Genomic DNA, 24,529 nt, shown 5'->3' on the forward strand with positions numbered 1-24,529 from the left:
TGTTGTAGGGAGGAGTTCGAGGTATTTGGTGGTCACCCCGTCAAAACGGTCACTTGAGGGGAAAACGTCTTCGCGAGTAAGCCTTTCAACATGAAAACAGAGGTCCGTCCCTCTAATAGGGACGGACCTCCGTATATCAGCTTGCTTTTATTTTAGAAAGAGGTGCTTTTTTTTTCTGTGTAAGCTTGTCCACAATCGATGTGATCGCACCATCACCCGTTACGTTACACGCAGTTCCAAAGCTGTCTTGTGCAAGGTAGAGGGCAATCATGAGAGATGTCATCGTTGGTCCGAACCCTAACATCGATTCAAGTAAACCCAGGGCAGCCATTACAGCTCCACCTGGAACACCAGGCGCTGCGATCATCGTGATGCCAAGCATCAGAATGAATGGGAACAGCTGAATGAACTGTAAGGCTTCTCCTTGAATGAACATGACCGCCATAGCACAGCTGACAAGGGTAATCGTGCTACCTGATAAATGGATCGTTGCCAGGAGAGGTACAGAGAAATCAGCAATACGTTCCCTGGAACCGATTTTCTTTGAGTGCTCAAGGGTTACGGGAATCGTAGACGCCGAAGATTGAGTTCCCAGTGCCGTAAAGTAAGCAGGCAGCATGTTCTTCATCATAAGAAGGGGATTTTGTTTTCTTAAAGTCCCGGCAGTTGTATATTGTAAAATTAAGAAGACTACATGTAAGAGAATGATCATAACAAATACTTTAGCAAATACAGACATGATGGCACTGACTTGTCCACCTTGAGTCATGTTTGCGAAAATCCCAAGAATATGAACCGGTAAGAGAGGAATAATGATTTTTTCAATCACAAGTTCAATGATGTTTCTAAATTCGTTCATGCCTCTTTGAAGTGTATCCCCTTTAATGGCAGCCATTCCAAGACCGATCGTGAAGGCAATGAGCAGTGCCGTCATGACGCCCATAATAGGAGGCATCTCCACTGTGAAGAACCCTTTGAGCAGAGCTTCTTCCGGATTTTCAAATGATTGAGAAGTTTGATTTGCGAGCAAAGTTGGGTAAATAGACTTGGCAACCGCAAAGGCGAGTAAGCCGGCTAACACCGTGGAACCATATGCGAGTGCTGTGGTCAAACCAAGTAGCTTACCTGCTCCTTTACCCATGGACCCGATTCCTGGGGCAATAAATCCAATAATGATTAATGGAATAGCGAATCCTAAGAAATTACCGAATAATCCATTAAACGTTACGAAAATTTTAACGAACCACTCTGGTGCAAATGCTCCAATCACAATACCTAAAGCAATACCTAAGAGGATCTTAGGCAGTAAACCAAGCTTTCTCATCTGGGTGTCCTCCTTGAAAATACAAATGTTTTTAATAGGGGGATTATACACCTTATTGTGTGATATTTTAATACCATTATTAATAGGCGCAATTTTAAGTGTATTCAGAATAATAATGATGACTCCCTGTCGCAAGACTAGTTTTGGTTTGCATACATATATAATGGGCTTTGACTTAAATGTCTTTCGAATCAAGACAAATGTGGTAATTTTAATTTTCCATAGGAATCATTCTTTCCCTTTCCCATGAAAGTGATAAAATAGAAACATCTATTGTTAATATTGGAGGTAACTCATATATGAAAACGAAGTTATGCTTACTGTACGGTGGTAAATCTGCTGAACATAATGTATCCCTGCAAACAGCCAAGGCCGTGATCGGTGCCCTGGACTTAAATAAATATGAAATTCACCCTATTTTCATCTCAACTGAAGGCAGTTGGATTAAAGGTCCACAGCTGAATGCCCCCGTTGAAGATGTGAAGGCATTACAATTTATGGATGGGGAAGAGATTGCTCCTAATGCCTTGAGTACATCCATTGCACCTTCAGAGTCAGAAGGCTACGACATGATCTTCCCATTACTGCACGGACCGAATGGGGAAGATGGAACGGTTCAAGGGATGCTTGAACTATTGAATCTTCCTTATGTAGGAAACGGTGTCCTTGCTTCATCAGCAGGTATGGATAAAGTCATCATGAAGAATCTATTTGCGCAAGCGGGCATTCCCCAAGTCAATTACACTTGGTTCATCCGCAGCACGTGGAAAGGAAATCCCGAGGCTGCATACAAACAAGTGGAAGATGAAATTGGCTACCCTTGTTTTGTAAAGCCTGCCAACTTAGGTTCATCAGTGGGAATCAGCAAATGTACGTCTCGTGAAGAACTGCAAACGGCTTTCGTGGAAGCATTCCAGTTCGACCGTAAAATTATCATAGAAGAAGGCGTGAAAGCGCGTGAAATCGAGCTTGGCGTACTGGGTAATGATCAACCGGAATGCTCGGTAGCAGGTGAGATCGTACCTAAAAAAGATTTCTATGATTATAAGGCGAAATATGAGGATGGAGATACTGCCCTCATCATCCCTGCAGAAGTAGAAGGAAGCATTTACAATGAAATGAAGAAAATCGCGATTCAATCGTATAAAGCCCTTGATTGTTCAGGACTTGTGCGTGCGGACTTCTTCTTGACAGAAGATGGTCAAATTTATATGAATGAAGTCAACACAATGCCTGGCTTCACGCCATTCAGTATGTTCCCGCTTCTTTGGAAACACACAGGAGTTGACTATCCTACCCTGATCGGTAAATTAGTGGAGCTTGGCTTAGAACGTCATCAAGACAAACAAACAATTAAACATACGATGTAATGTTCAATATTTGGGACTGACCAGAGGATTTACCGTCTAAAGGCAGTCCCTGCTCTGTTTTTATTAAAAAGAGTAAAAGGAGAAAGCAAATGTTTGAGAAGAAAATCAAAGATATATGTACCATGCTTGATGTAAAAAATGATATTTCAAAATTCGAATCGGTTGTGGTAAAAGGTGTCTCCATTGACACGAGAAAGATTGAGGACGCTAATCTGTTCGTTCCATTTAAAGGGGAAAACGTAGATGGTCACAAGTTTGTCCGTCAGGCAATTAACAATGGGGCTTCTGCTGCATTGTGGGATATCAATGTCCCTAATCCTCCTGAGGATATTCCGGTCATTGTGGTGGAAGATCCATTGCTTGCCCTTCAGTCCTTGGCGAATCAATATAGACATGAACTGGATTTAAAGGTAGTAGGCATTACAGGAAGTAATGGAAAAACTACGACCAAGGATATTGTGGCAAACGTTTTATCAGTGAAATATCGGGTTCATAAAACACAAGGGAACTATAACAACCACATCGGTCTTCCTTTAACGATTCTTTCTCTGCCTCAGGATTCTGAAGTGGCTGTCCTTGAAATGGGCATGAGCGGATTCGGGGAGATTGAACTTCTATCAGAGATTTCTCAGCCCGACGCTGCCATCATCACGAACATTGGAGAATCACATCTTCAGGACCTGGGCTCACGTGAAGGAATTGCCAAGGCCAAGCTTGAGATTGTGAAGGGCCTGAAGTCGGATGGTTTATTTGCTTATTATGGAGACGAACCACTTTTGCAAGATGGCGTTCAAGAACTCAACCTGAAGCACGTGGAAACCTTCGGAAGAAGCGAGAACAATACGATTTATCCGACAAAGATCGAGATGAATAACCAGGGAAGCTATTTTGAAACTTCATTAGCTGAAGGAGAAACCTTCTTTCTCCCAGTATTAGGACAGCATAACATCCATAACGCTTTAGCCGGGATTCTGATCGCCTGTAAATTTGGACTCAGTGTGGATGAAATGAAAGAAGGCTTACAATCGTTAAAGCTGACTCAAATGAGAATGGAAATGGTGGAAGGGAAGAAAGGCGAAAGCATCATCAACGATGCCTATAATGCCAGCCCTACCTCCATGAAAGCTGCGATTCAGCTTGTATCAGAGCTTGAGGGCTTCCAGACAAAAATCCTTGTTCTTGGTGATATGCTTGAACTTGGCGATCAGGAAAAAGAATTTCATCAGGGAATCGGGCGATTGATTGATCCGGATAAAATCCAACATGTATTTACATTTGGACATTTAGGAACCTTTATAGGCAAGGGTGTCCTTGAGAATTTCCCTGAAGACCGTGTGCACTCTTTTACAGACAAAGAGAGCCTGACAAAAGAGCTGTCCTCTTTCATTAAAGGGGATGAGCTGGTTTTATTTAAGGCATCGAGGGGAATGAAACTTGAAGAAGTCATCGATGGATTAAGAGCCTGAATTTATTCCGGCGTCCAAGTTTAAACCTTTATAGAATTGAACAAAATGAGCTTGTAGTGATGGGAGATTGGCTCTCTCCCTACCTTTTGAAAAGTAAGAGGGGATAACATGATCGGTTGTTTACTAATCCATGGATTTACTGGGAGCCCTTTTGAAGTAGAGCCTCTGGCAGATTTTCTTCAAGAGAGAACCGACTGGGAAATCGTTGTGCCAACTCTGCCTGGTCATGGTGAAACCCTTGAGCTGAAAGGGGTTAAACATATTGAATGGATCGAGCATGCTGAGGATGAACTTCAAACGCTGATAGAGAAATGCGATGAGGTTTATGTAATCGGCTTCTCCATGGGTGGATTGATCGCATCATATCTTTCAGTGAAATATGAAGTCAGTAAGCTTGTGCTTTTAAGTGCGGCAGCTTATTATGTAAATGTCAAACAATTATTGAAAGATATTGGAAATATGATCAAAGAAGGAATACAGGGAAACATACTTGAAAACGAGCTGTACAACCGGTACAAATGGAAGGTAACAAAAACCCCAATTCTGTCCACATACGAATTTAGAAAGGTCGTTCGTATTGCTCGTCCACTCCTGAAAAAGGTTAATGTCCCAACCTTTATAGCCCAAGGAGAGATAGATGGAATAGTCCCCCCTAAAGCTGCAAAATATATATACGAGACTATTTCTTCCCAAGATAAAAACCTTTTTTATTCCCCTAAAGCAAAACACTTGATATGTCATAGTGAAGATAAGCACGAACTTTTTGAGGAGATCTACCATTTCCTACTAAATGAATAGATTGACTATTTGACATTAGATTGAAATTCATTTCTAGAAGTGGTAACATAGCTACAACATAGTTCTTATTTTGTTGGACGTGCTAGCTCTTCTATTTTGAAGAGTGTATTTTTTTGTACCAAACATAAACTAAACATCTCATATAGACGGTTTTAGATTAGATACCGAAGTCTTTCGGTGGGTAAGATTTCGTTCCGACCTAAAAATATAATCAGATATTGATTAGTTATAAAAGATGTAAATTAAAGGAGAATGTAACATTGACTAAGTTTGCAGATTTAAACTTAAGCGCATCTACGTTGAAATCAATTAAACGTATGGGCTTTGAAGAAGCAACACCAATTCAGGCAAGTACGATTCCAGTCGGTTTAGAAGGTAAGGATATTATCGGTCAGGCACAAACTGGAACAGGTAAAACAACAGCGTTTGGTATTCCTATGATCGAGAAGATCGATGTGAAAAATCCAAACGTTCAAGCTCTAATCATTGCACCAACTCGTGAACTTGCCATCCAAGTTTCTGAAGAGTTATATCGTATCGGAGCTGACAAGCGTGCACGCGTGTTATCTGTCTACGGAGGACAGGACATCCAGCGTCAAATCCGCGCGATGAAAAAGAACCCTCATATCATCGTTGGTACACCAGGTCGTCTTCTTGACCATATCAAACGTAAAACACTCAACCTTGAAAACGTTGAAACATTAGTACTTGACGAAGCAGATGAAATGCTGAACATGGGCTTCATCGAAGACATCGAAAGCATCCTTGAGACTGTTCCAAGCACAAGACAAACACTTCTATTCTCTGCAACAATGCCGGATCCGATCCGCCGCATTGCAAACCGCTTCATGACAGAGCCGGAAGTAATCAAAGTGAAGTCAAAAGAAGTAACGGTTTCAAATATCGAACAATACTTCACAAAAGTGAGCGAAAAAGAAAAATTCGATACACTTTCCCGTTTGATCGACGTACAATCACCTGAACTTGCGATTGTATTCGGCCGTACAAAACGTAGAGTAGACGAATTAGCTAGAGCTCTTAGCATCCGCGGATACCTTGCAGAAGGAATTCACGGAGACCTTTCCCAAGCTCGTCGTATGACGGTCCTTAAGAAGTTCAAAGAAGGCCGCATCGATATTCTGATCGCAACGGACGTTGCTGCCCGTGGATTAGACATCTCAGGCGTAACGCATGTTTACAACTTTGATATTCCTCAAGATCCTGAAAGCTACGTTCACCGTATCGGACGTACAGGTCGTGCAGGTAAGAAAGGTATGTCCATCACTTTTGTAACACCAAGAGAAATGGGTTACCTGAAGATCGTTGAACAAACAACGAAGAAGAAAATGACGGCTCTTAAGCCACCTAGCTTAAACGAAGCCCTTGAAGGTCAACAACGCTTGGCTCTGGAGAAATTGGCTGAAGCGGCGAAGGAAAGCGATCTTAAAGATTACTATCCATTAGCAGAAGAATTCCTTGGAGATCACGATCCTGTTCAAGCTGTAGCAGCAGCGATTCGTGTACTGACGAAAGAGCCGGATACAACACCGGTTGAGATCACGGAAGAGCGTCCATTACCATCTAGAGGTGGAGGAAATCGTGGCGGTGGAAATCGCGGCGGTGGATACAAAGGTGGAGCTCGCAGCGGTAAAGGCGGAAGTCGTGGTGGATCATCTCGCAGCGGCGGTGGAAATCGCGGAGGCGGAAGCCGTGGCGGAGATCGCAACCGTACTGGCGGCGGCAGACCACAATCTTCAAGCAAACGCAAATCTTATAACAATTCTTGATCTTGATTGAGAATGGGAACACGATGACCTTTGGGTTGTCGTGTTTTTTTGTTTGGCGAACGAGACCGACGCACTCCCAAAATATAATAGATAAAATAAAAAAATTAAATGAGGCGCATGTGAATGAAGTGATCACTGAAAAAGAAATGACAAAAATGAAGAAAACCATTTTAAAAAATCATGAAGAAAATGAGCTGGATATTTGTTCGGCTTATGGGGTAACGAGAAATGATATTATGACAGGGGTTCGTTGTGAAAATTGTCATTACATCCCAATGAAAAGAATTTATGCTTCCTGGTTATGTATTAAATGTAATACATCTTCTAAATATGCGCATTTGAATGCTATCCTCGACTATTTCTTACTAATTGATAAACACATAACAAATAGAGAACTAAGAAATTTTATTCATCTTTCATCAAGAACAACGGCTTATAAATTATTAAAGGAATTTCAGATGAATGGTGAAAGAAAGTCAGCTTTCTATTGTAAACCAGGCCAATAAATTTATACTTAATTCCTCTCCTTATGCACATACTAACCCCAAAAAGGAGTCCACCCCACATGACACTCGTAAAGTTAGGCTATGTTGCCATGAGCATGAACCTCCAGAATGCATCACCTTCCCAAACCATGACCTATAAGCAGTTTTCGGGAATTAAGGATCGTGAGGCCGCTATTCATAAACTGGAACGGATCGCAAAATCAAATCTTGAAAACTGCCTACGCCTTTTAAAGCATAATGTTCTTAATGAGATCCATTTTTTTCGGTTCAGTTCAAAGTTGATCCCTCTTGCGAATCATCCTGAATTGAAAGGATGGGATTTCATTTCCCCTTTAAAACCTGAACTGGATGTAATTAAAGAGTATTTAACGCTTCATCCCATGCGGGTGGATTTTCATCCCGATCATTTTGTACTGTTGAATTCAAGTGACGTGGATGTGTTGAAGAACACGCTTAAAACACTTAAGATGCATGAGGCATTATTAAAAGGGATGGGAATCGATCCAACCCATCGCTGTGTTCTCCATGTCGGCGGGGCTTATGAAGATAAAGAAAAAGCGCTTGAGCAATTCATCCATAATTGGGGGCTGACACCTGTTTCCCTTCAACAAATGATCATTCTTGAAAATGATGATACGGTTTTCAGTGCAGCTGATGCCCTCTATCTATGCGAAAAGCTCGGGATTCCCCATGTGTTCGATTACCACCATCATCTTGCTTATAACGAAAGGGATTGGTTGTTGGATTGGGAGAGGATCGTTGGAACGTGGAGCCAGTCACCGTTACCTGTGAAGATGCATATTTCCAGTCCTCGTTCCCGGGAAGATTACAAAGCCCATGCCGATTTCATCGACCCTAAGATGTTCCTTGATTTTCTTCAAGGCATAAAGGGTTCGGTGGATGAAATTGATTGTATGATAGAAGCGAAGAAGAAGGATGACGCATTGTTCCGGTTAGTGGAGGAGCTGCAAGGGACTGATGGGATTGAGTGGGTGGATAAAAGTTCGTTTAATCTAAAATAGGTATATCTCCCAAAGCTTTCTCCTTTATCTGAAACCATCTCTGTTCCAAATCGTAAATATACTGTAAGATTTAGTAAAAGAGATAAGTGAGGGGGATGGGGATGATTGGAGAGCCTCAAAAGAAAATATCGCCAAAGGCTTTAAAGGTTTGGAAGATATATGGCGTGTTTGAAACATTGATTGTGACAGTTGTAGCCGCAGGAGCGATTGTTCTTACCGTGTTGTTTGATTGGCCTCAATGGATCATTGCAGTTGCAATTGGCATATTCATTCTATTTACATATTTATTTGTTTTCTTTATTCCAACGATCAAATGGAAGAGATGGCGATATGAAGTGAGGGAGCAGGAAATTGAGCTCCAAAGAGGGATATTTATAGTGAAGCGAACTTTGGTGCCGATGGTGAGGGTTCAACATGTTGATACGGTGCAGGGTCCTATTTTAAAAAAGTATCAGTTAGCGACGATCACGATTTCGACTGCGGCGACGGTTCATGAGATTCCGGCACTGGATATGGAGGAAGCGGATGGTTTGAGAAGCTCCATTTCACAACTAGCGAGGGTGGCTGAAGATGATGTCTGAGCACAAAAGACTGCACCCTATTTCAGCTGTAGCTAACTTTATAAAGCAGTTGAAGGATTTGATCGTTCCCTTTGTTTTTTTAATTGTATTGAATAACCGGGGAGAGAAGACGGGATTTTGGGATTATATGCCCGTTATATCCATGGCGGCAGTCCTTGTGTTCGTTCTGGTCACAGGGATTGTGAAGTGGCTTCGGTTTACGTATCGAGTAGAAGAAGGGGAGCTGCGGATTGAACACGGACTATTTGTTAAAAAGAAGAGGTATATTCCCATTGACCGGATTCAGAGTTTAAATTTCTCTGAAGGGATTCTTCATCGTCCTTTTGGGTTGGTCAAGGTGAAGGTTGAAACGGCCGGGTCTTCGAATCCGCGGGAATCGGAAGCAGAACTGACAGCTATTTTAAAAGAAGAAGCATTAGAGTTAGAGGAGATGATCTATCGGGAGAAGAAGGGGCCTGACGTTACCGGGAATCTTTCGGAAGAAAATACGAAGGTTTTGAAGGATGAAGAACCCTTTTTCAACCTCGGTTCAAAAGACATTTGGGTGCTTGCCACGACTTCAGGCGGGATCGGGGTCATCATTTCCGGGGTGTTTGTTTTCTTATCCCAATTTAATGAGTTCATTCCGTACGAAGCCGTTTATGAGGAGCTGGCTGTTTTTGTGAAAAGCGGCGTGTTTGTCGTTTCGGTGATGGCCTTCTTGGGATTGCTTGTTGCCTGGTTATTATCGATTGCTTGGACATTCATTATTTATGGTGATTTCAGGATTAAAATTGTAGATGATCATATTGTCATGACAAGAGGGCTTCTGGAGAAGAAGCAGGTGACGGTTCCCTTAAATCGTGTTCAAGGGATCCGGGTAGTGGAAAATCCAATCAGGCAACTATTAGGTTATTGCACCGTCCACATTGAAAATGCAGGTGGATCTGTGTTGGAGAAAGACAGTACGAGTATAAAGTTATTCCCGATTGTTAAAAAGAAAAGGATTCCGGCGTTATTAAAAGACTTATTTCCAGATTACGTCATCCATGATGAATTTAGGAGGCTACCCGGGCGTTCCTTGAGAAGATATGTGTTCCGACAGTCAATCTGGGTTTTGATTCCGACCGCTGTCGCCTGTTTTCTTTACTGGCCATATGGTCTTTGGGTCGGACTGTTGATGATACCATTCGGGATTCTGGGATACTTCCAATACCGTGCCGGGGGGTGGAAGATTTCTGATGGCCAATTATCTTTACAGTATAGGGGCGTATTGAAAAATACGATGCATATAAAGAAAAGTCGCATACAATCTTTGGACACCCATGAAAGCTGGTTCCAAACGAGAAAAGACTTAGGCAGTCTCAGGACAACGATAAAATCTGGAGAGACCGGTTATTCAAGTCCGATCCGGGATCTTGAAAAGAAGGACATCCAAACCATTGCTTCTTGGTTTTCTCATAGTGTGTAATCGATAAAAGTGACCCGGGATTCGTTAGCGGGTCACTTTTGTTTCTTATTTTTTACCTGAAATCCATCCAATCACAAGGCCCCCGATCAAACCAAAGATATGAGCTGTTATGTTGATTCCGGACTGCATGAAGGTCATGACCACCCCGATGACGACGATGGGCAGGATGATTTGGCGGCTTTCTCTTGTAATGAAATGATTCTTTAAAATAATCATGGCGATGTAAAAGCCGAATAAACCAAAAATTGCTCCCGATGCCCCCACATGACTATACGTAAGTGGCTTGATAAGATAGGTAATAATATTAGCAAATACACCGCTTGCTAAATAAAGACAGACGAACTTTACTTTTCCAAGATGTTTTTCCAGGGGTGGGCCAAACAGGACAAGGGAAAATGAGTTGAATAGCAGATGAGCGAATCCCATATGAACGAAGATGGGGGTGATGAGTCTCCACCATTCACCCTCTTTAATGAATAAATTTATTCCTGCCAGCTGCTCGTACACCCACAGCTGTGGAAAAATAGGAAGGGCACTTACAAGGTATAAGGCGATATGAATGAATACAATCAGGGAAATAATAGGATAGAACCGTAAAAATTGAGAAAAACTTTCTGTCCGGACAAACATATTGTATCCTCCTAGGTAGGTTGTTCTTTTTATATCATTACTAAATCAGATTTCAAAAAACGAAGTTACTACTATACTATAAGAAAACCTCGAAAATCACGAGTATCGTTCATTATAAAAATATGCAATACAGGACAAGAGTAGAAGGGGAACCACATATGATAAAAGGAATAGGATTGGACATCGTTGAAACAGGACGCATTAAAAGGATGATTGAACGGCAGCCAAAATTCGTTAAGAGAATTTTAACAGCTAAGGAGGAGGATGCATTCTATGCATTAAACGAGCAGCGCAAGATTGAGTTCGCAGCAGGGAGATTTGCAGCCAAAGAGGCTTTTGCCAAGGCGAATGGAACGGGGATCGGAACAGCGCTCTCCTTTCAGGATATTGAAATCAGTAAGGACCCGAACGGAAAGCCTTTTTTTTCAATGCCAGAGGGGACAACTGCCCACCTATCCATCACCCATAGCCGGGAATACGCGGCTGCACAGGTGATCATCGAAGAGTAAAATTATTTCATGCTTGTCATCTTCACTAGCATAATCCCCTAGGTTGTCTCATATATTCAGTAGTGCAATAGGAGAGACAAGGACAGGTGTTTAACAATCGCGGTTCTTTGGCGAATTGCAATTGGACTAAGGAACGGGGCATTCTATAAGAATCGTCCATTCTTAGACGGCTGGCCTTCCCCTCTCTCAATTACGTATATCCTGGGACAAAAGGGGTTGAAAAAATGAAGAAAAAGCTAGTGATACTAGTGATGGCCATGTTAGCGGTCCTTATGCTGGCTGCTTGTGGAGAGAAATCGAAAGAAGATGTTACCAAGGACCTAAAGGCAAAAGTAGAGGATATGAAGGGGTACAAAGCAGATGCGAAGATGACCCTGCAGGTGGGCGATGAGCCTCAAACCTATGATGTGGAAGTGTGGCATAATGACCCTAATTATTATCGAGTGGCATTAAAGAACGCTGCGAAAGATCAGAGCCAAATGATTTTACGTAATGATGAGGGAGTATTCGTCCTTACGCCGGCACTGAACAAAAGCTTCCGATTCCAAAGTAACTGGCCTGAAAATAGCAGTCAGGCGTACTTGTATGAATCACTTGTTCAAGACGTACTAGAGGATAAAGAGGCTACTTTCAAAGAAACAAAAGATCACTACATTTTTAACACGAAGACACGTTATCAAAACAGTCAGATGCTTCCGACTCAAGAGATTGCCTTTAACAAGAAAGACCTGACGCCGGCATCCGTAAATGTATTGGATTCAGATAAAAACCCACTTGTAAAAGTAGAGTTTTCCAAGATGGATATGAAAGCTGGATTTGATAAAAAAGACTTCGACATGAAGAAAAACATGACAGGTGCCCAGCTTGAAGTACCGGTTACAGCAAATGTAGAGGACACAGAGTTCACAGTTCTTTACCCAATGTCAGAAATCACGGGTACTGAATTAATAGAAGAAAAAGAAGTCGCGACCGATACAGGAAAGCGTGTGATCTTAACCTATGATGGGGAAAAATCCTTTACAATCGTACAAGAGAAAACAACGGTCGTGCCTACGATGACGGTCTCTACTTCTCTAAAAGGTGAATTAGTGGACCTTGGCTTCACAGTGGCAGCCATGACAGAGCAATCCATCAGATGGACCAATAACGGAGTGGATTATATGCTAGCCTCCAATGACCTGACTCCTTCTGAGATGGTGATGGTAGCACAATCCGTTCAAGGTTCGATGGTGAAATAAAATAATAAACGGGGCGGGCCTTTGGGTTCGCCTCTTTTCTTGGTGTGATGGTGTGATGGTGGGGGGTGACGGATGTATTAGGGAAGTCGATAATAAAAGGGGCAAAGTCGATAATATATCTGGGAAGTCGATAATAAAAGGAACAAAGTCGATAATATATCCAGAAATGCGTTAATGAACAGATAAAGAACCCATGAATGATCCATATCGTAAGTTACAAGGTGAAAAAACGCCATTAAAACGCATAAAGCCGTCTGAAATCGCCAGAAAATGAATAAGATGATCCAAATCAACAAAGTTCCCAAGACCCATCCGCCACTATCTCCGTACCATTTGAAATACAGATATTACTTCTCGCAGAACCCTTTCCTGAAATCCCCCTCCAAAAAAATCTATTTGACACAATAAATGATAATATGAATAATCAATGGTATTCTTGAATAGAATGACAATGTTTTGTGTAAAGATATGAGGAAGTGAAGAGAGTGGAAACCCAGACCCAATTTTTTCGTGATACATGGGCAGAAATCAACCTAGATCATTTATATGAAAACGTAAAGAATATTAGAGACCATATCCCTGGAGATGTGAAAGTGTTTGCGGTTGTGAAGGCGAATGCTTATGGGCATGGGGATGTGCAAACCGCTTTTACTGCACTTTCTGCCGGGGCACACGGCTTAGCTGTTGCATTCTTAGACGAAGCGATTTCGTTAAGAAGAGCAGGCGTAACCGCTCCGATTCTCGTATTAGGTGCTACGAGACCGAAAGATGTCAAGATTGCGGCCGATTTGGATATTTCGTTAACCACATTCCACCAAGAGTGGCTTGTGGAAGCTGAAAATCAGCTGAAAGAAGGAGATCGATTAAACCTTCATATCAAGTGTGATACCGGGATGGGTCGGATAGGCGTTCGTTCCACTGAGGAATTAAAGGCTATCGAACTGTATGTTCAAGCTCATTCCCAATTTAAGCTTGAGGGGATCTTTACCCATTTTGCCACGGCTGATGAGTTAAACGATGATTATCTTGATCAGCAGTTAGCCCGATTTGAACATATGCTGGACCAATTGGACTCTTTACCTGCTTATATCCATTCTTCAAATAGTGCCGCCACATTAAGGAAAACAAACACACTCTTTAATGCTGTGCGGGTGGGAATTGCCATGTATGGACTGACTCCATCTCAAGAGATGAAGCCCGAACTGCCTTTTCCTTTAAAAGAAGTGTTTTCTCTTCATTCGAGGCTTATTCATACAAAAGAACTTTCAGCTGGAGAGAAAGTGAGCTATGGGGCTACTTATGAAACGGTAGAGGCAGAGTGGATTGGAACCATCCCGATTGGATACGCTGATGGGTGGCTCCGTAAATTACAAGGTCAGGACGTCATTGTGAACGGAAAGAGAGTTCCAATTGTTGGAAGGGTATGCATGGATCAATGTATGATCAGGATACCTGAATTCCTTGAAATCGGTACCCATGTAACGTTAATAGGCAAGCAGGGTGAAGAAGCGATTACAATGGATGAAATCGCTGGAAAGCTTGATACCATTAACTATGAGGTCCCTTGTATGATCTCCACGAGAGTGCCGCGTATCTATATACGAAACGGGGAGCCTTCGGAGGTATCGAATAAACTCTTATCATCAGGTATTCACCGTCAAGAGGAAAATAACCACCAGATTAATGAATAATTAGTATTTTATATGGTGGATAATAGAAGAGATTGATAAATTAACTTTTCATTCCCCTTAATTGATGGTATGATTAATATGTTAATGAACGAAACGGTATGTAGTGATTGGTGGAGGTGTAGTTTGTGTCTGAATCCAGCGCAACAACAGAAATCTTAATTCGTCTACCGCAACAGCTCGTTACAGAATTAGACGGCTTTGCAGATCAAGAAAATGTGAATCGCAATGAGTTTATTTATCGTGCAACCAAAATGTATTTAAGAGAGCGTAAGAAGAGACAATTACGTGAATCTATGAGACGCGGCTATATGGAAATGGCTAAGATTAATCTCGCGATCGCTTCAGAGGCGATTCAAGCAGAATATGAGGCAGAACATACAGTCGAACGCTTAGTAAGCGGGGGTTAATCCTTTGATTGTAAAGCGTGGTGACGTATATTTTGCAGACCTTTCTCCTGTTGTAGGATCAGAACAAGGCGGAGTTCGGCCGGTACTTGTTATTCAAAATGATATAGGGAACAGGTTTAGTCCCACAATTATTGTAGCTGCCATTACCGCTCAAATTCAAAAAGCGAAACTGCCTACTCATGTTGAAATTGATGCAAAACGTTATGGCTTTGAACGTGATTCCGTTATCTTGCTTGAACAGATTCGAACGATCGATAAACAACGTCTTACCGATAAGATTACACACCTGGATGATGAGATGATGGAAAAAGTGGATGACGCCCTGCAAATCAGTGTGGGTCTGATCCAGTTTTAATCGAATCTTTCACATCGTGTGAATTCTTTTTTTATCACGTTATACAATAAGGACAAAATACTGCAAACCAGAAGGCTTGCTGATCAACACTATGTATGATCATTAAGCCTTTTTGTTTTGCTTTTTTTTTCGAAAGGGAAAGGATAGTGCTATTTAATCCCAAAAGAAGAATATGGATAATGGAAATATAATCAATTTTATGACAAAACACCGTAAACAATTTATAATGGGAAAAGTAAGCAATAAAAATACCCGAAAAGGCATAGGTTTTTTCTTTTTTGTATTTATTTGATACTATTAAAGTTATTACGTCATTTTTTAGTTCACTGTTGTAAACTACTTTAAAATTGAGTTACATCATTCGGCATGAATACTAAGTATAAATTTCATATGATAGAATGGAGAGAACTAAATGTTTAGTGAAGTCACGGATTATATTCAGAATAATAAATCAGCTATCACTAGTATTTGGATGGAACGAATGAGGAACGAAGCGGATGAGAAGTTTCTTCAAGTTGTTTCAGATCAAGTTTTTACTAAGACAAGCCATGAGTTTGTAGAAATGATTGCTTCTAATTTAAGGGATTCCAAAGAGTTCAACAGCCGGTTGGAAGATTTCGCTGAAAAGGTTGTCCGGTTGGGATGGCCGCTGACGTTTGTGACAACGGCTTTAAATACTTTTGGTAAAGTGGTCTACGAAGGTATGATGAAAGAAGGTATCATTACAGATCAAAACTATGCTGCACAAGTCGAGAAGTTCGATAAATGGTTAACTCCGATGAATAAAAAAGTAATCGGTGCCTATACAGAATCATGGGAAAGAACGGTTTCTCTTCAAAAAATAGCATTGCAGGAATTGTCTGCACCATTGATACCGGTTTTTGAAAAAATTTCAGTGATGCCGCTTGTTGGGACGATTGATACAGAGCGTGCTCGACTAATAATGGAAAATCTTTTAAACGGTGTAGTGAAGCATAGAGCGGAAGTAGTGTTAATCGATATCACCGGGGTACCTGTAGTCGATACGATGGTAGCTCATCATATCATCCAGGCAGCAGAGGCAGTTCGATTAGTAGGGGCGAAGTGCATGTTGGTAGGGATCAGACCTGAAATCGCCCAAACGATTGTAAACTTAGGAATCGATTTAAATCAGTTCAGTACGAATAGTACTTTACGAAAAGGGATTGAAAAAGCTCTTGAAATGACAAATCGAAAAATAGTTTCGGCGGAGGGATTAGAGTGAGAATACCAATTTTAAAGCTGCATGATTGTTTGTTGATTTCCATTCAGTGGGAGCTTGATGATCAAACAGCCCTTCAATTTCAAGAAGATCTTCTGCACAAGATCCATGAAACGAGTGCAAGGGGAGTAGTAATCGATATTACTTCCATAGATTTTATAGATTCATTTATTGCTAAAGTTCTTGGTGATGTTATAAATATGTCAAGGTTAATGGGTGCTAAAGTAGTCATCACCGGCATTCAGCCTGCTGTAGCGATAACGTTGATCGAGCTGGGTATCAGGTTAGAGGACGTCCTAACCGCTCTGGATCTGGAAAAAGGTCTGGAGAAATTACAATTGGAACTGGGGGACTAGGTATGGATAGCCAATCCTGCGTGAAGATCACGAATGAATGGGACATCGTTGCTGCCCGCCAGTTAGGGAGGAATGTAGCGAAAGAGCTCGGATTCGGGACCGTTGACCAAGCTCGTATTACTACGGCTATCAGCGAATTAGCACGGAACATATATTTATATGCTGGCTATGGTCAGATTTGTATAGAAAAGTTATTCGATTCCGGGAAAAAAGGTGTGCGGATCATCGCATTGGATGAAGGTCCTGGTATTGCGGATATTAGAAAAGTAATGGAAGATGGATATTCCACATCAGGCGGATTAGGAGCAGGTTTGCCTGGAGTAAAACGTTTAATGGACGAGTTTAACGTTGAGTCTGTACCGGGAGAAGGGACAGATATCAGGGCGACTAAGTGGCTCCGCTAGGGGGAGTTAAATGAATTTCAGAGATTTAATGGATTCTAAATATAGAGAAATTATAGAGCACTATCTTAACGAACAAGATGAGAAAGCTCTTTATTTAGGACAGAAATTTAGTCGTAAATCAATTGAGCATCATGTATCGCCAGAGGAGATCATTAGTCTCCATAAGAGTGTAATATTAGAAATGGAGCCTGATATACCACATCAAGTACTGCACTCTTTCGATATCTTGCTTGAAGTCATGATAGGATACGGCTTTGCATATCGTGAACATCAAAGTCTGCGTACAAAACAACAAGAATTAAATAACGAAATAGATGTAGCATCCAATATGCAGCAAACTCTGCTTGGAACGGTTATTCCTAACGTAGAAGGATTGGATATTGGGGCTGTAAGTGTACCTGCCAAAAAGATGAATGGGGATTACTATCACTTTGTTCAAGATGAAAATGATAGCGTAAGTGTTGCCATTGCCGATGTAATTGGTAAGGGTATCCCTGCAGCTCTTTGTATGTCCATGATCAAATATGCCATGGACAGCCTGCCTGAATACCGGAATGAACCCAATGCTGTCCTGGAAAGTTTAAACAGGGTAGTGGAGCAAAATGTGGATGCAAGCATGTTCATAACCATGTTTTACGGTGTATACAATTCGAAGGACCATCTATTCTCATACTCATCAGCTGGGCATGAACCTGGCTTTTTTTATAGAGCTGCAACCAATGAATTTGAGGATCTTGATGCAAAAGGTCTTCTATTAGGTGTAGATAAAAAAGCGAAGTACCGACAATACGAGAGACGGGTCGAGGTCGGCGACATGATCATCCTGCTCTCTGATGGGGTAACGGAGTGTCGTTCAGAAGAAGGCTTTATTGAAAGGGAAGACTTAGTTCAATTGATAAGCCGGTATAAACACCTGCCTCCCCAAGAGATTGTCAATAGCGTATACAAACAACTTGAGAAACTGCAGCACTTTGAGCTTAGAGACGATTTCACTCTGATCATCATAAAAAGAAATTCATAAGAAAAGTTTATTCTTGTAATAATTAGGGTAAATGTGTAGAGACTTAATATAATGTTGCTAAAAAAGGTGGTCTTTTTATGAACTTATCAATAGATATGAAAGAAAAAGAGAACGAGCTGCTCGTTAAAGTAGCCGGTGAAATTGATGCATATACAGCTCCAAAGCTTAAAGAAACGCTTCAACCCTCTGCTGAAGCTGATAATAAGGATATGACAATAGATCTTTCGGAAGTATCATATATGGATAGTACGGGATTAGGTGTTTTTGTTGGTCTTTTTAAAACAGTAAAGGCACGTGGTGGACAGCTGAACCTTATCGGACTTTCAGATCGTTTACAAAGACTGTTTGATATTACAGGTTTAGGGGATATTATGAATATTAATTCCAAGGTAGAAGGTGGCGTGGAATGATGCAAGCTTTTGATTACATCGAGATGAAGATCCCCGCAAAGCCGGAATATGTCGGGGTTATTCGTTTGACGCTTTCAGGAATAGCAAGTCGTATGGGATTCGACTACGATGCAATTGAGGATTTGAAGATTGCTACTAGTGAAGCTATCACAAATGCGGTCCAGCATGCGTATAAAGACAATGACGGAGAAGTGGTTGTCGGATTCGCGCTATATGAAGATCGTCTTGAAGTTATGGTAGCAGATCACGGTGAAAGTTTTGATTTCAAAGAGATTCGCAGTGCTGTTGGTCCTTATCATGCCGATCATTCAGTCGAGTTCTTAAGAGAAGGTGGGTTAGGTCTTTACCTTATTGAGAGCCTGATGGATGATGTAAAAGTGCATCACAAGGAGGGAGTGACAGTCTTTATGACTAAATTCCTATCAGGGGAGCAGGTGGAGAGGGATGAAAAAACTATCTCAACCTAACCAGCAGGCCCAAAAAGAAAAAGTCCTTCAATGGATAAAAGACTATCAGGAAAGACAAGATGATGATGCGCAAAGTCAACTGATCTTACACTACCAAAATCTTGTCGAGTCCATTGCGAGGAAATATTCAAAGGGAAGATCTTTTCACGAAGATATTATCCAAGTAGGGATGATTGGGTTGCTTGGTGCAATCAGAAGGTACGATGAATCTTTCGGTAGATCCTTCGAGGCCTTCGCGATTCCTACTATTATTGGAGAAATCAAAAGGTTTCTAAGAGATAAAACCTGGAGCGTACATGTTCCTCGAAGAATAAAAGAACTTGGACCAAAAATCAAGTCCACCGTTGAAGAGTTAACTAATAGATTGGAACGTTCTCCTCAAGTCCATGAAATTGCCGAGTATCTGGAAGTTAGTGAAGAAGAAGTTCTGGAAGCGATGGAAATGGGCAGGAGTTATCAAGCGTTATCCGTGGATCACTCGATTGAGGCGGATTCAGAGGGCAGCACGGTAACGATACTGGATATTGTGGGAGACCAGGACGAGGGCTACGAGAAAGTTAATCAGCGACTGGTTCTTGAGAAAGTGCTTCATGTGCTTTCCGATAGAGAAAAAGCTATAATACAACACACTTATTTAGAGAATTTAAGCCAAAAAGAAGCTGGCGAAAAGCTCGGAATTTCCCAAATGCATGTTTCCCGTCTGCAAAGAAGAGCTATTAAAAAGCTTAGGGAAGCCATTCAGGAAGAAATGAGCGATTCGGAGAGTCATTATTAATGGCCTATCTTCAACAAAATGAAATAGAACTTTATGCAGAACAAGTTTCGAAAAATGGAAATCCTTATTGTGGAGATAGTTATTTCTATACCTCTACAAACGATTACTTTATCTGTGTTTTGGCCGATGGTTTAGGTAGCGGCAAGTTTGCTTATGAATCGTCACATGTTGTCGTTGAATTAGTTGAAGAGAATCATCACGAAGATGTTGAAACATTAATGAGCCTTTGTAATGAAGCTCTCCAGAAAAAACGTGGTGCTGCAGTGGCGATCATTAAAGCATATTACCATTCAAAAGAGTTTGTATATAGCTGTGTAGGGAATATCAGGTTTTATATGTATGCACCTGAAGGAAAGATGACCTATCCTTTACCTGTTACAGGATATTTATCCGGAAGGCCGCAAATATATAAGACTCAACGATTTCAGTATAATTCCAACTCAAGATTTCTTATTCACTCAGATGGACTGAGTATATCGGGAGTAAAGAACATCCTTCAAAGATATCCAACGCTTCATGGCGCTTTAGGTGATATCCAATCTCTAGTCGACGGTACATCAGATGATACAACATATATTATTGGAAACTTACTCTAACGGACTTAGGGTAAGTTTTTTTTGTTACAAAAAGCTATTTACAAAAACAGTTGGATTTTAACTTAACTCCTGTCCTTCAATGTGTGCTGAATGGGTGTGAGAAATTCAGTCCAATATAACAAGTAATTGATTTTTGAATATCATATTTAAGTTAATTTTGTTCTCCCTTGAAATTAGTTTAGTAATTATGGTGTTGTAGTAGCGAAGAGTGGATTGTAGCGGAAGGCACTTAACTCCTGCGGGAAATAGAGGAAAGGTCGAGACCCCACAGGGCAAAGCCCGAGGAGGCTCGACTTCCTCCCCGCGGAAAGGAAGTGCCTGGAGCGGAAAGGAACGTTCACAGTATGGATTGCAGTGGCCAAAGCTAAATAGAAATAGGATTCCTTTAAGTTAATACCCCTTTTCAACCCCAAAAGACAGTTATGGTAAAATAAACAAGAATCCTTTCAATGGAGGTAATAAAATTGACAGCAACAATAACAAATCAAGAATCATTACTTAACAGAGTATCCAAAGAATTGAACCTATCAATAAAAAATGTAAAAAACGTCATTTCACTTCTGGAAGATGGGAATACAGTCCCTTTCATCGCACGATATCGGAAAGAACAGACCGGAGCACTGGACGAAGTACAGATTCGTAATATCATGGATAAATGGAATTACCTGCAGAATCTAGAGCAAAGAAAAGAAGAAGTTATTCGGCTGATTGAAGAACAAGGGAAGATGACCGAAGAGTTAACTCAAGCCATTAAGAAGGCGGATAAGCTTCAAAAACTAGAAGATTTGTACCGTCCATATAAGCAAAAAAGAAGAACGAAAGCGACCGTAGCGAAAGAAAAAGGTCTGGAACCCCTGGCAGACTGGATCCTTACATTCCCGGCAACAGGAGACCTTGAAGAAAGAGCGTCTCACTACGTATCTGAAGAAAAGGAAGTAATGACAACGGAGGAAGCTCTAAACGGAGCGAAAGATATTATTGCAGAGTACATTTCCGATGAAGCCTCTTACCGGGAATACATAAGAAGTTATACGTTTCGAAAAGGGTTGATTGAATCAAAGGTGAAAAAAGAAGAGGAAGATGAAAAAAAGGTCTTCGAAATGTACTACTCCTATCAGGAACCCATTCATAAAGTAGTTCCTCATCGTGTTTTAGCAATGAACCGTGGGGAAAAGGAAGATGTTCTGAAGGTGACTATTCAGCCGGATACAGAAGGGATTGTGAACTATTTACAAAAGCAGGTCATTAAAAATGTTCACTCCATCTCCGTGTCTCTTGTAAAGGAAGCATTGGAGGATAGCTATAAAAGGCTCATCCAACCATCGGTAGAAAGGGAAATTCGTAATGAATTAACAGAGAAAGCAGAGGATCAAGCAATTCATATCTTCTCTGAAAACTTGAGGAAGTTATTGCTTCAGCCTCCGATGAAGGGGAAGATGGTCTTGGGTGTCGATCCTGCTTTCAGAACAGGCTGCAAATTGGCGGTCATCGACGAAACAGGAAAGGCTCTTGATATTAATGTGATCTATCCACATTCATCCCAAACTCAACTAGCTAAGGCAGAAGAAGTAATCAAAGCAATTATGATAAAGTTTTCCATTGAGGTTGTAGCCATCGGGAATGGAACGGCATCTAGAGAAACCGAGCAATTCGTTGTGAATGTATTAAAAGATATGGATCAAACAATCTTCTATTTAATCGTCAACGAAGCTGGAGCAAGTGTTTATTCAGCATCTGATGTAGCGAGAGAAGAGTTTCCGGACCTTCAGGTTGAAGAAAGAAGTGCTGTTTCCATTGCAAGAAGATTGCAGGATCCGTTAGCTGAATTAGTTAAAATCGACCCTAAATCAGTCGGGGTGGGACAATATCAACATGATGTTTCACAAAAGAAGTTAAATGAATCATTAACTTTTGTCGTGGAAACGGCTGTAAACCAGGTTGGCGTAAACGTGAACACAGCATCCTCTTCGTTATTGCAATATGTAGCGGGCCTCTCTAAAACTGTCGCTAATAATATCGTGAAAAAGAGAGAAGAAGAAGGCAAATTTGATTCTAGAGCTCAATTGAAAAAAATACCGAGACTAGGTGCAAAAACGTACGAGCAGTGTATCGGATTCCTAAGGATAATGGAGGGGAAAGAGGTACTTGATCGGACCTCGATTCATCCAGACAATTATAGCGATGTGAAAAGGCTTCTTGCTAAAGTTGGACTGAGTGTAAACGACATAGGAACAGATGAACTGAAACAGTCTTTGAACCAATTAAATTTAGAAGAGGTTTCTGAAGAGTTGGAAATAGGGAAATTAACGCTGAAAGATATTATAGATTCTTTAATCCGCCCTGGGCGGGATCCTCGGGATGAGTTCCCTAAACCTCTTCTCAAAAAGGATGTCTTGAAACTTGAAGATTTAACACAAGGTATGGAGCTGCAAGGTACAGTAAGAAATGTAGTGGACTTCGGAGCATTTATTGATATAGGTGTGAAACAAGATGGGCTTGTCCACATTTCAAAACTGAAACATGGATTCGTTAAGCATCCATTAGATGTGGTGTCTGTAGGGGACGTCGTAACCGTTTGGGTTGATGGCGTGGACGTTCAAAAAGGCAGGGTAGCATTGACGATGATTCAATAAGCAAGTAAGAGCTGACTGTAGGGTAGAGAATGCTACCCAGGTCAGCTCTTTTCTTGCAGTATATGATGGAAGCTGTCATAGATATACATACTTACGAGCAATTCTTCTTTCGGTAAAAATACCAGCATTGATTAAGGAGTTTGATTTGATATCGATCCTTTTCAAAATAGGCCCTCCTCAATTGATTCACAAGCCAGTTAGGCATGGGGTAACCTCCTTATCTCTAAGAAAGTGCCAGGTAAACCGATGAGATGACATTCCTTGGAGTAGTTTGTCATGATTGAACAGTAAGGGTGATATCTAGTTTATGCTATAATAGGTTGTCATGTTCTAAATAAGAAAGAAGGATTTATATGACGAATGATGAACTGCAAATTCTTGTTGAAAAAATCTCAAATCAATCCTTTCATAAGCCTTTTCTTCACAAGGCATACTTCAACCCCAGACTAAGAACTACCGGAGGAAGGTATATGCTGGGTAGTCATAATATCGATATTAATCGAAAATATTTGGACGAGCATGGTATGGATGAATTAATAGGAATCATTAAACATGAGTTGTGTCATTATCACTTGCATATTGAAGGGAAAGGGTATAAGCATGGAGACGAAGACTTTAAGAGACTTCTAAATGAAGTTGGGGGTCCAAGGCATTGTTCCACATTAACAAGTGTGAATAATAAGAAGAGATTTTTGATTTATGTTTGCTCGAAGTGCGGGATGGATTTTAAAAGAAAAAGGAAGATCAATACAAGAAAGTACGTGTGTGGACGTTGTAAAGGAAAGCTTAAATTAGTAAAGGAAGTTATTATGAGGGGAGACAAATAGTGAGTGGTAATCACCCGATCATGGTTTTCTTATTCTTAAAAAAGTGTCTGAAAGTAGTTGACAACAAATAGCTGAGTCATTATAATCTAAAGAGTCGATAAGACGAGTTAAGCGAAAGAATACTTTACGTTCCGCAGTAGCTCAGTGGTAGAGCTATCGGCTGTTAACCGATCGGTCGCAAGTTCGAATCTTGCCTGCGGAGCCATTTTTATGGGGAAGTACTCAAGTGGCTGAAGAGGCGCCCCTGCTAAGGGTGTAGGTCGGGCAACCGGCGCGAGGGTTCAAATCCCTCCTTCTCCGCCATTACTTTTAGGACGTGGCCCATTGGTCAAGCGGTTAAGACACCGCCCTTTCACGGCGGTAACACGGGTTCGAATCCCGTATGGGTCATTTTTATTATTTGCAACTTATTTTGCTGACGCAAGGTAATGAAACCTATTTTGCTTACGCAAATAATGTCAGTTATTTTGCTGGCGCAAAAAACTCTGGTCCGGTAGTTCAGTTGGTTAGAATGCCTGCCTGTCACGCAGGAGGTCGCGGGTTCGAGTCCCGTCCGGACCGCCAGATTATTTTTTTCTAAAAGTTATTGACTTAGATGTTTTGCACATGTTATCATATAAACCTCGTCACTTTTTGACGAAACATTGGGCTATAGCCAAGCGGTAA

The 24,529-nt window shown here is 41.2% G+C and carries 26 protein-coding genes and 4 tRNA genes; 27 read left to right on the top strand and 3 right to left on the bottom strand.

Going from position 1 to position 24,529, the window contains the following annotated elements; translation table 11 throughout:
* Positions 1-136: 136 nt before the first annotated feature.
* A complete protein-coding gene (locus tag TV75_RS19205; protein ID WP_044340414.1) occupies positions 137-1,324 on the bottom strand; it encodes a dicarboxylate/amino acid:cation symporter in 1,188 nt (395 codons plus the stop codon).
* A 299-nt stretch (positions 1,325-1,623) separates the two neighbouring features.
* Here TV75_RS19205 and TV75_RS19210 point away from each other — a divergent pair, with 299 nt between their 5' ends.
* The 8 genes from TV75_RS19210 to TV75_RS19245 all read left to right on the top strand — a co-directional run bounded on the left by TV75_RS19210 (position 1,624) and on the right by TV75_RS19245 (position 10,304).
* Positions 1,624-2,694 carry a D-alanine--D-alanine ligase gene (locus tag TV75_RS19210; RefSeq protein WP_044340415.1) on the top strand — a complete coding sequence of 357 codons (1,071 nt, stop codon included), beginning with the start codon at positions 1,624-1,626 and terminating at the stop codon, positions 2,692-2,694.
* A gap of 89 nt (positions 2,695-2,783) precedes the next feature.
* Positions 2,784-4,160 carry a UDP-N-acetylmuramoyl-tripeptide--D-alanyl-D-alanine ligase gene (locus TV75_RS19215; protein ID WP_044340416.1) on the top strand — a complete coding sequence of 459 codons (1,377 nt, stop codon included), beginning with the start codon at positions 2,784-2,786 and terminating at the stop codon, positions 4,158-4,160.
* Positions 4,161-4,268: 108 nt separating this feature from the next.
* Positions 4,269-4,958 carry an alpha/beta hydrolase gene (locus TV75_RS19220; protein WP_044340417.1) on the top strand — a complete coding sequence of 230 codons (690 nt, stop codon included), beginning with the start codon at positions 4,269-4,271 and terminating at the stop codon, positions 4,956-4,958.
* A gap of 260 nt (positions 4,959-5,218) precedes the next feature.
* Entirely contained in the window at positions 5,219-6,745 is a 1,527-nt protein-coding gene (locus TV75_RS19225) for a DEAD/DEAH box helicase (RefSeq protein ID WP_044340418.1), read from the top strand.
* Positions 6,746-6,864: 119 nt separating this feature from the next.
* Positions 6,865-7,251: a hypothetical protein gene (locus TV75_RS19230; protein ID WP_052504625.1), complete on the top strand. Its 387-nt coding sequence runs from the start codon at positions 6,865-6,867 to the stop codon at positions 7,249-7,251.
* A gap of 59 nt (positions 7,252-7,310) precedes the next feature.
* Positions 7,311-8,273, top strand: a complete 963-nt coding sequence (uvsE, locus tag TV75_RS19235) for a UV DNA damage repair endonuclease UvsE (RefSeq protein ID WP_044340419.1) — start codon at positions 7,311-7,313, stop codon at positions 8,271-8,273.
* A gap of 101 nt (positions 8,274-8,374) precedes the next feature.
* Positions 8,375-8,854: a PH domain-containing protein gene (locus TV75_RS19240; protein ID WP_044340420.1), complete on the top strand. Its 480-nt coding sequence runs from the start codon at positions 8,375-8,377 to the stop codon at positions 8,852-8,854.
* Positions 8,844-10,304, top strand: coding sequence for a PH domain-containing protein (locus TV75_RS19245; RefSeq protein WP_044340421.1), 1,461 nt, complete (start codon positions 8,844-8,846; stop codon positions 10,302-10,304). Before TV75_RS19240 ends, TV75_RS19245 begins: the two co-directional genes overlap by 11 nt.
* Before the next feature lie 45 nt (positions 10,305-10,349).
* On the opposite strand, the gene TV75_RS19250 is transcribed toward TV75_RS19245, so the two are convergent.
* Positions 10,350-10,934, bottom strand: a complete 585-nt coding sequence (locus TV75_RS19250; RefSeq protein ID WP_044340422.1) for a rhomboid family intramembrane serine protease — start codon at positions 10,932-10,934, stop codon at positions 10,350-10,352.
* A gap of 158 nt (positions 10,935-11,092) precedes the next feature.
* Between TV75_RS19250 and acpS the strand changes: the two genes are divergently transcribed.
* From acpS to TV75_RS19320, 14 genes are all read left to right on the top strand, one after another.
* Entirely contained in the window at positions 11,093-11,443 is a 351-nt protein-coding gene (acpS, locus tag TV75_RS19255) for a holo-ACP synthase (RefSeq protein ID WP_044340423.1), read from the top strand.
* Between the two features lie 224 nt (positions 11,444-11,667).
* Entirely contained in the window at positions 11,668-12,681 is a 1,014-nt protein-coding gene (locus TV75_RS19260) for a LolA family protein (protein ID WP_044340424.1), read from the top strand.
* Between the two features lie 485 nt (positions 12,682-13,166).
* Positions 13,167-14,372: an alanine racemase gene (alr, locus tag TV75_RS19265; RefSeq protein ID WP_044340425.1), complete on the top strand. Its 1,206-nt coding sequence runs from the start codon at positions 13,167-13,169 to the stop codon at positions 14,370-14,372.
* A gap of 125 nt (positions 14,373-14,497) precedes the next feature.
* Positions 14,498-14,779 (top strand): CopG family ribbon-helix-helix protein, encoded by a 282-nt coding sequence (locus tag TV75_RS19270; protein WP_032085355.1) that lies wholly within the window; start codon positions 14,498-14,500, stop codon positions 14,777-14,779.
* 4 nt (positions 14,780-14,783) lie between these two features.
* Positions 14,784-15,134 carry a type II toxin-antitoxin system endoribonuclease NdoA gene (ndoA, locus tag TV75_RS19275; RefSeq protein WP_034763063.1) on the top strand — a complete coding sequence of 117 codons (351 nt, stop codon included), beginning with the start codon at positions 14,784-14,786 and terminating at the stop codon, positions 15,132-15,134.
* Between the two features lie 412 nt (positions 15,135-15,546).
* Entirely contained in the window at positions 15,547-16,377 is an 831-nt protein-coding gene (locus tag TV75_RS19280; protein WP_044340426.1) for an RsbT co-antagonist protein RsbRA, read from the top strand.
* The gene (locus TV75_RS19285; protein ID WP_044340427.1) at positions 16,374-16,730 is read left to right on the top strand and encodes an STAS domain-containing protein; all 357 of its coding nucleotides are present in this window, start codon (positions 16,374-16,376) and stop codon (positions 16,728-16,730) included. The genes TV75_RS19280 and TV75_RS19285 overlap by 4 nt, the downstream gene beginning before the upstream one ends.
* A gap of 2 nt (positions 16,731-16,732) precedes the next feature.
* A complete protein-coding gene (locus TV75_RS19290) occupies positions 16,733-17,134 on the top strand; it encodes an anti-sigma regulatory factor (protein ID WP_044340428.1) in 402 nt (133 codons plus the stop codon).
* A gap of 10 nt (positions 17,135-17,144) precedes the next feature.
* Positions 17,145-18,155, top strand: coding sequence for a PP2C family protein-serine/threonine phosphatase (locus TV75_RS19295; RefSeq protein ID WP_044340429.1), 1,011 nt, complete (start codon positions 17,145-17,147; stop codon positions 18,153-18,155).
* A gap of 77 nt (positions 18,156-18,232) precedes the next feature.
* Positions 18,233-18,565, top strand: coding sequence for an anti-sigma factor antagonist (locus tag TV75_RS19300; protein WP_044340430.1), 333 nt, complete (start codon positions 18,233-18,235; stop codon positions 18,563-18,565).
* On the top strand, positions 18,565-19,032 hold the full coding sequence (gene rsbW / locus TV75_RS19305) for an anti-sigma B factor RsbW (RefSeq protein ID WP_044340442.1): 468 nt from the start codon (positions 18,565-18,567) through the stop codon (positions 19,030-19,032). The genes TV75_RS19300 and rsbW overlap by 1 nt, the downstream gene beginning before the upstream one ends.
* On the top strand, positions 19,010-19,807 hold the full coding sequence (gene sigB / locus TV75_RS19310) for an RNA polymerase sigma factor SigB (RefSeq protein WP_044340431.1): 798 nt from the start codon (positions 19,010-19,012) through the stop codon (positions 19,805-19,807). Before rsbW ends, sigB begins: the two co-directional genes overlap by 23 nt.
* Positions 19,807-20,403 (top strand): PP2C family serine/threonine-protein phosphatase, encoded by a 597-nt coding sequence (locus TV75_RS19315; RefSeq protein WP_044340432.1) that lies wholly within the window; start codon positions 19,807-19,809, stop codon positions 20,401-20,403. Before sigB ends, TV75_RS19315 begins: the two co-directional genes overlap by 1 nt.
* A 464-nt stretch (positions 20,404-20,867) precedes the next feature.
* Positions 20,868-23,036 (top strand): Tex family protein, encoded by a 2,169-nt coding sequence (locus TV75_RS19320; protein WP_437176724.1) that lies wholly within the window; start codon positions 20,868-20,870, stop codon positions 23,034-23,036.
* 91 nt (positions 23,037-23,127) lie between these two features.
* Here TV75_RS19320 and cmpA read toward each other — a convergent pair whose 3' ends face one another.
* Positions 23,128-23,241, bottom strand: a complete 114-nt coding sequence (gene cmpA / locus TV75_RS22000; protein ID WP_156142545.1) for a cortex morphogenetic protein CmpA — start codon at positions 23,239-23,241, stop codon at positions 23,128-23,130.
* Between the two features lie 148 nt (positions 23,242-23,389).
* Between cmpA and TV75_RS19325 the strand changes: the two genes are divergently transcribed.
* From TV75_RS19325 to TV75_RS19345, 5 genes are all read left to right on the top strand, one after another.
* A complete protein-coding gene (locus TV75_RS19325; protein ID WP_044340434.1) occupies positions 23,390-23,863 on the top strand; it encodes a SprT family protein in 474 nt (157 codons plus the stop codon).
* A 130-nt stretch (positions 23,864-23,993) separates the two neighbouring features.
* A tRNA-Asn gene (locus TV75_RS19330) sits at positions 23,994-24,068 on the top strand.
* 7 nt (positions 24,069-24,075) lie between these two features.
* A tRNA-Ser gene (locus tag TV75_RS19335) sits at positions 24,076-24,166 on the top strand.
* A 15-nt stretch (positions 24,167-24,181) separates the two neighbouring features.
* Positions 24,182-24,253 (top strand) — tRNA-Glu (locus tag TV75_RS19340).
* Positions 24,254-24,350: 97 nt separating this feature from the next.
* Positions 24,351-24,427: transfer RNA gene (locus TV75_RS19345), tRNA-Asp, on the top strand.
* Positions 24,428-24,529: the final 102 nt, after the last annotated feature.

Origin of the sequence: Rossellomorea aquimaris, assembly GCF_000935355.1 — a bacterium.
GTDB classification, from domain to species: domain Bacteria; phylum Bacillota; class Bacilli; order Bacillales; family Bacillaceae_B; genus Rossellomorea; species Rossellomorea aquimaris_B.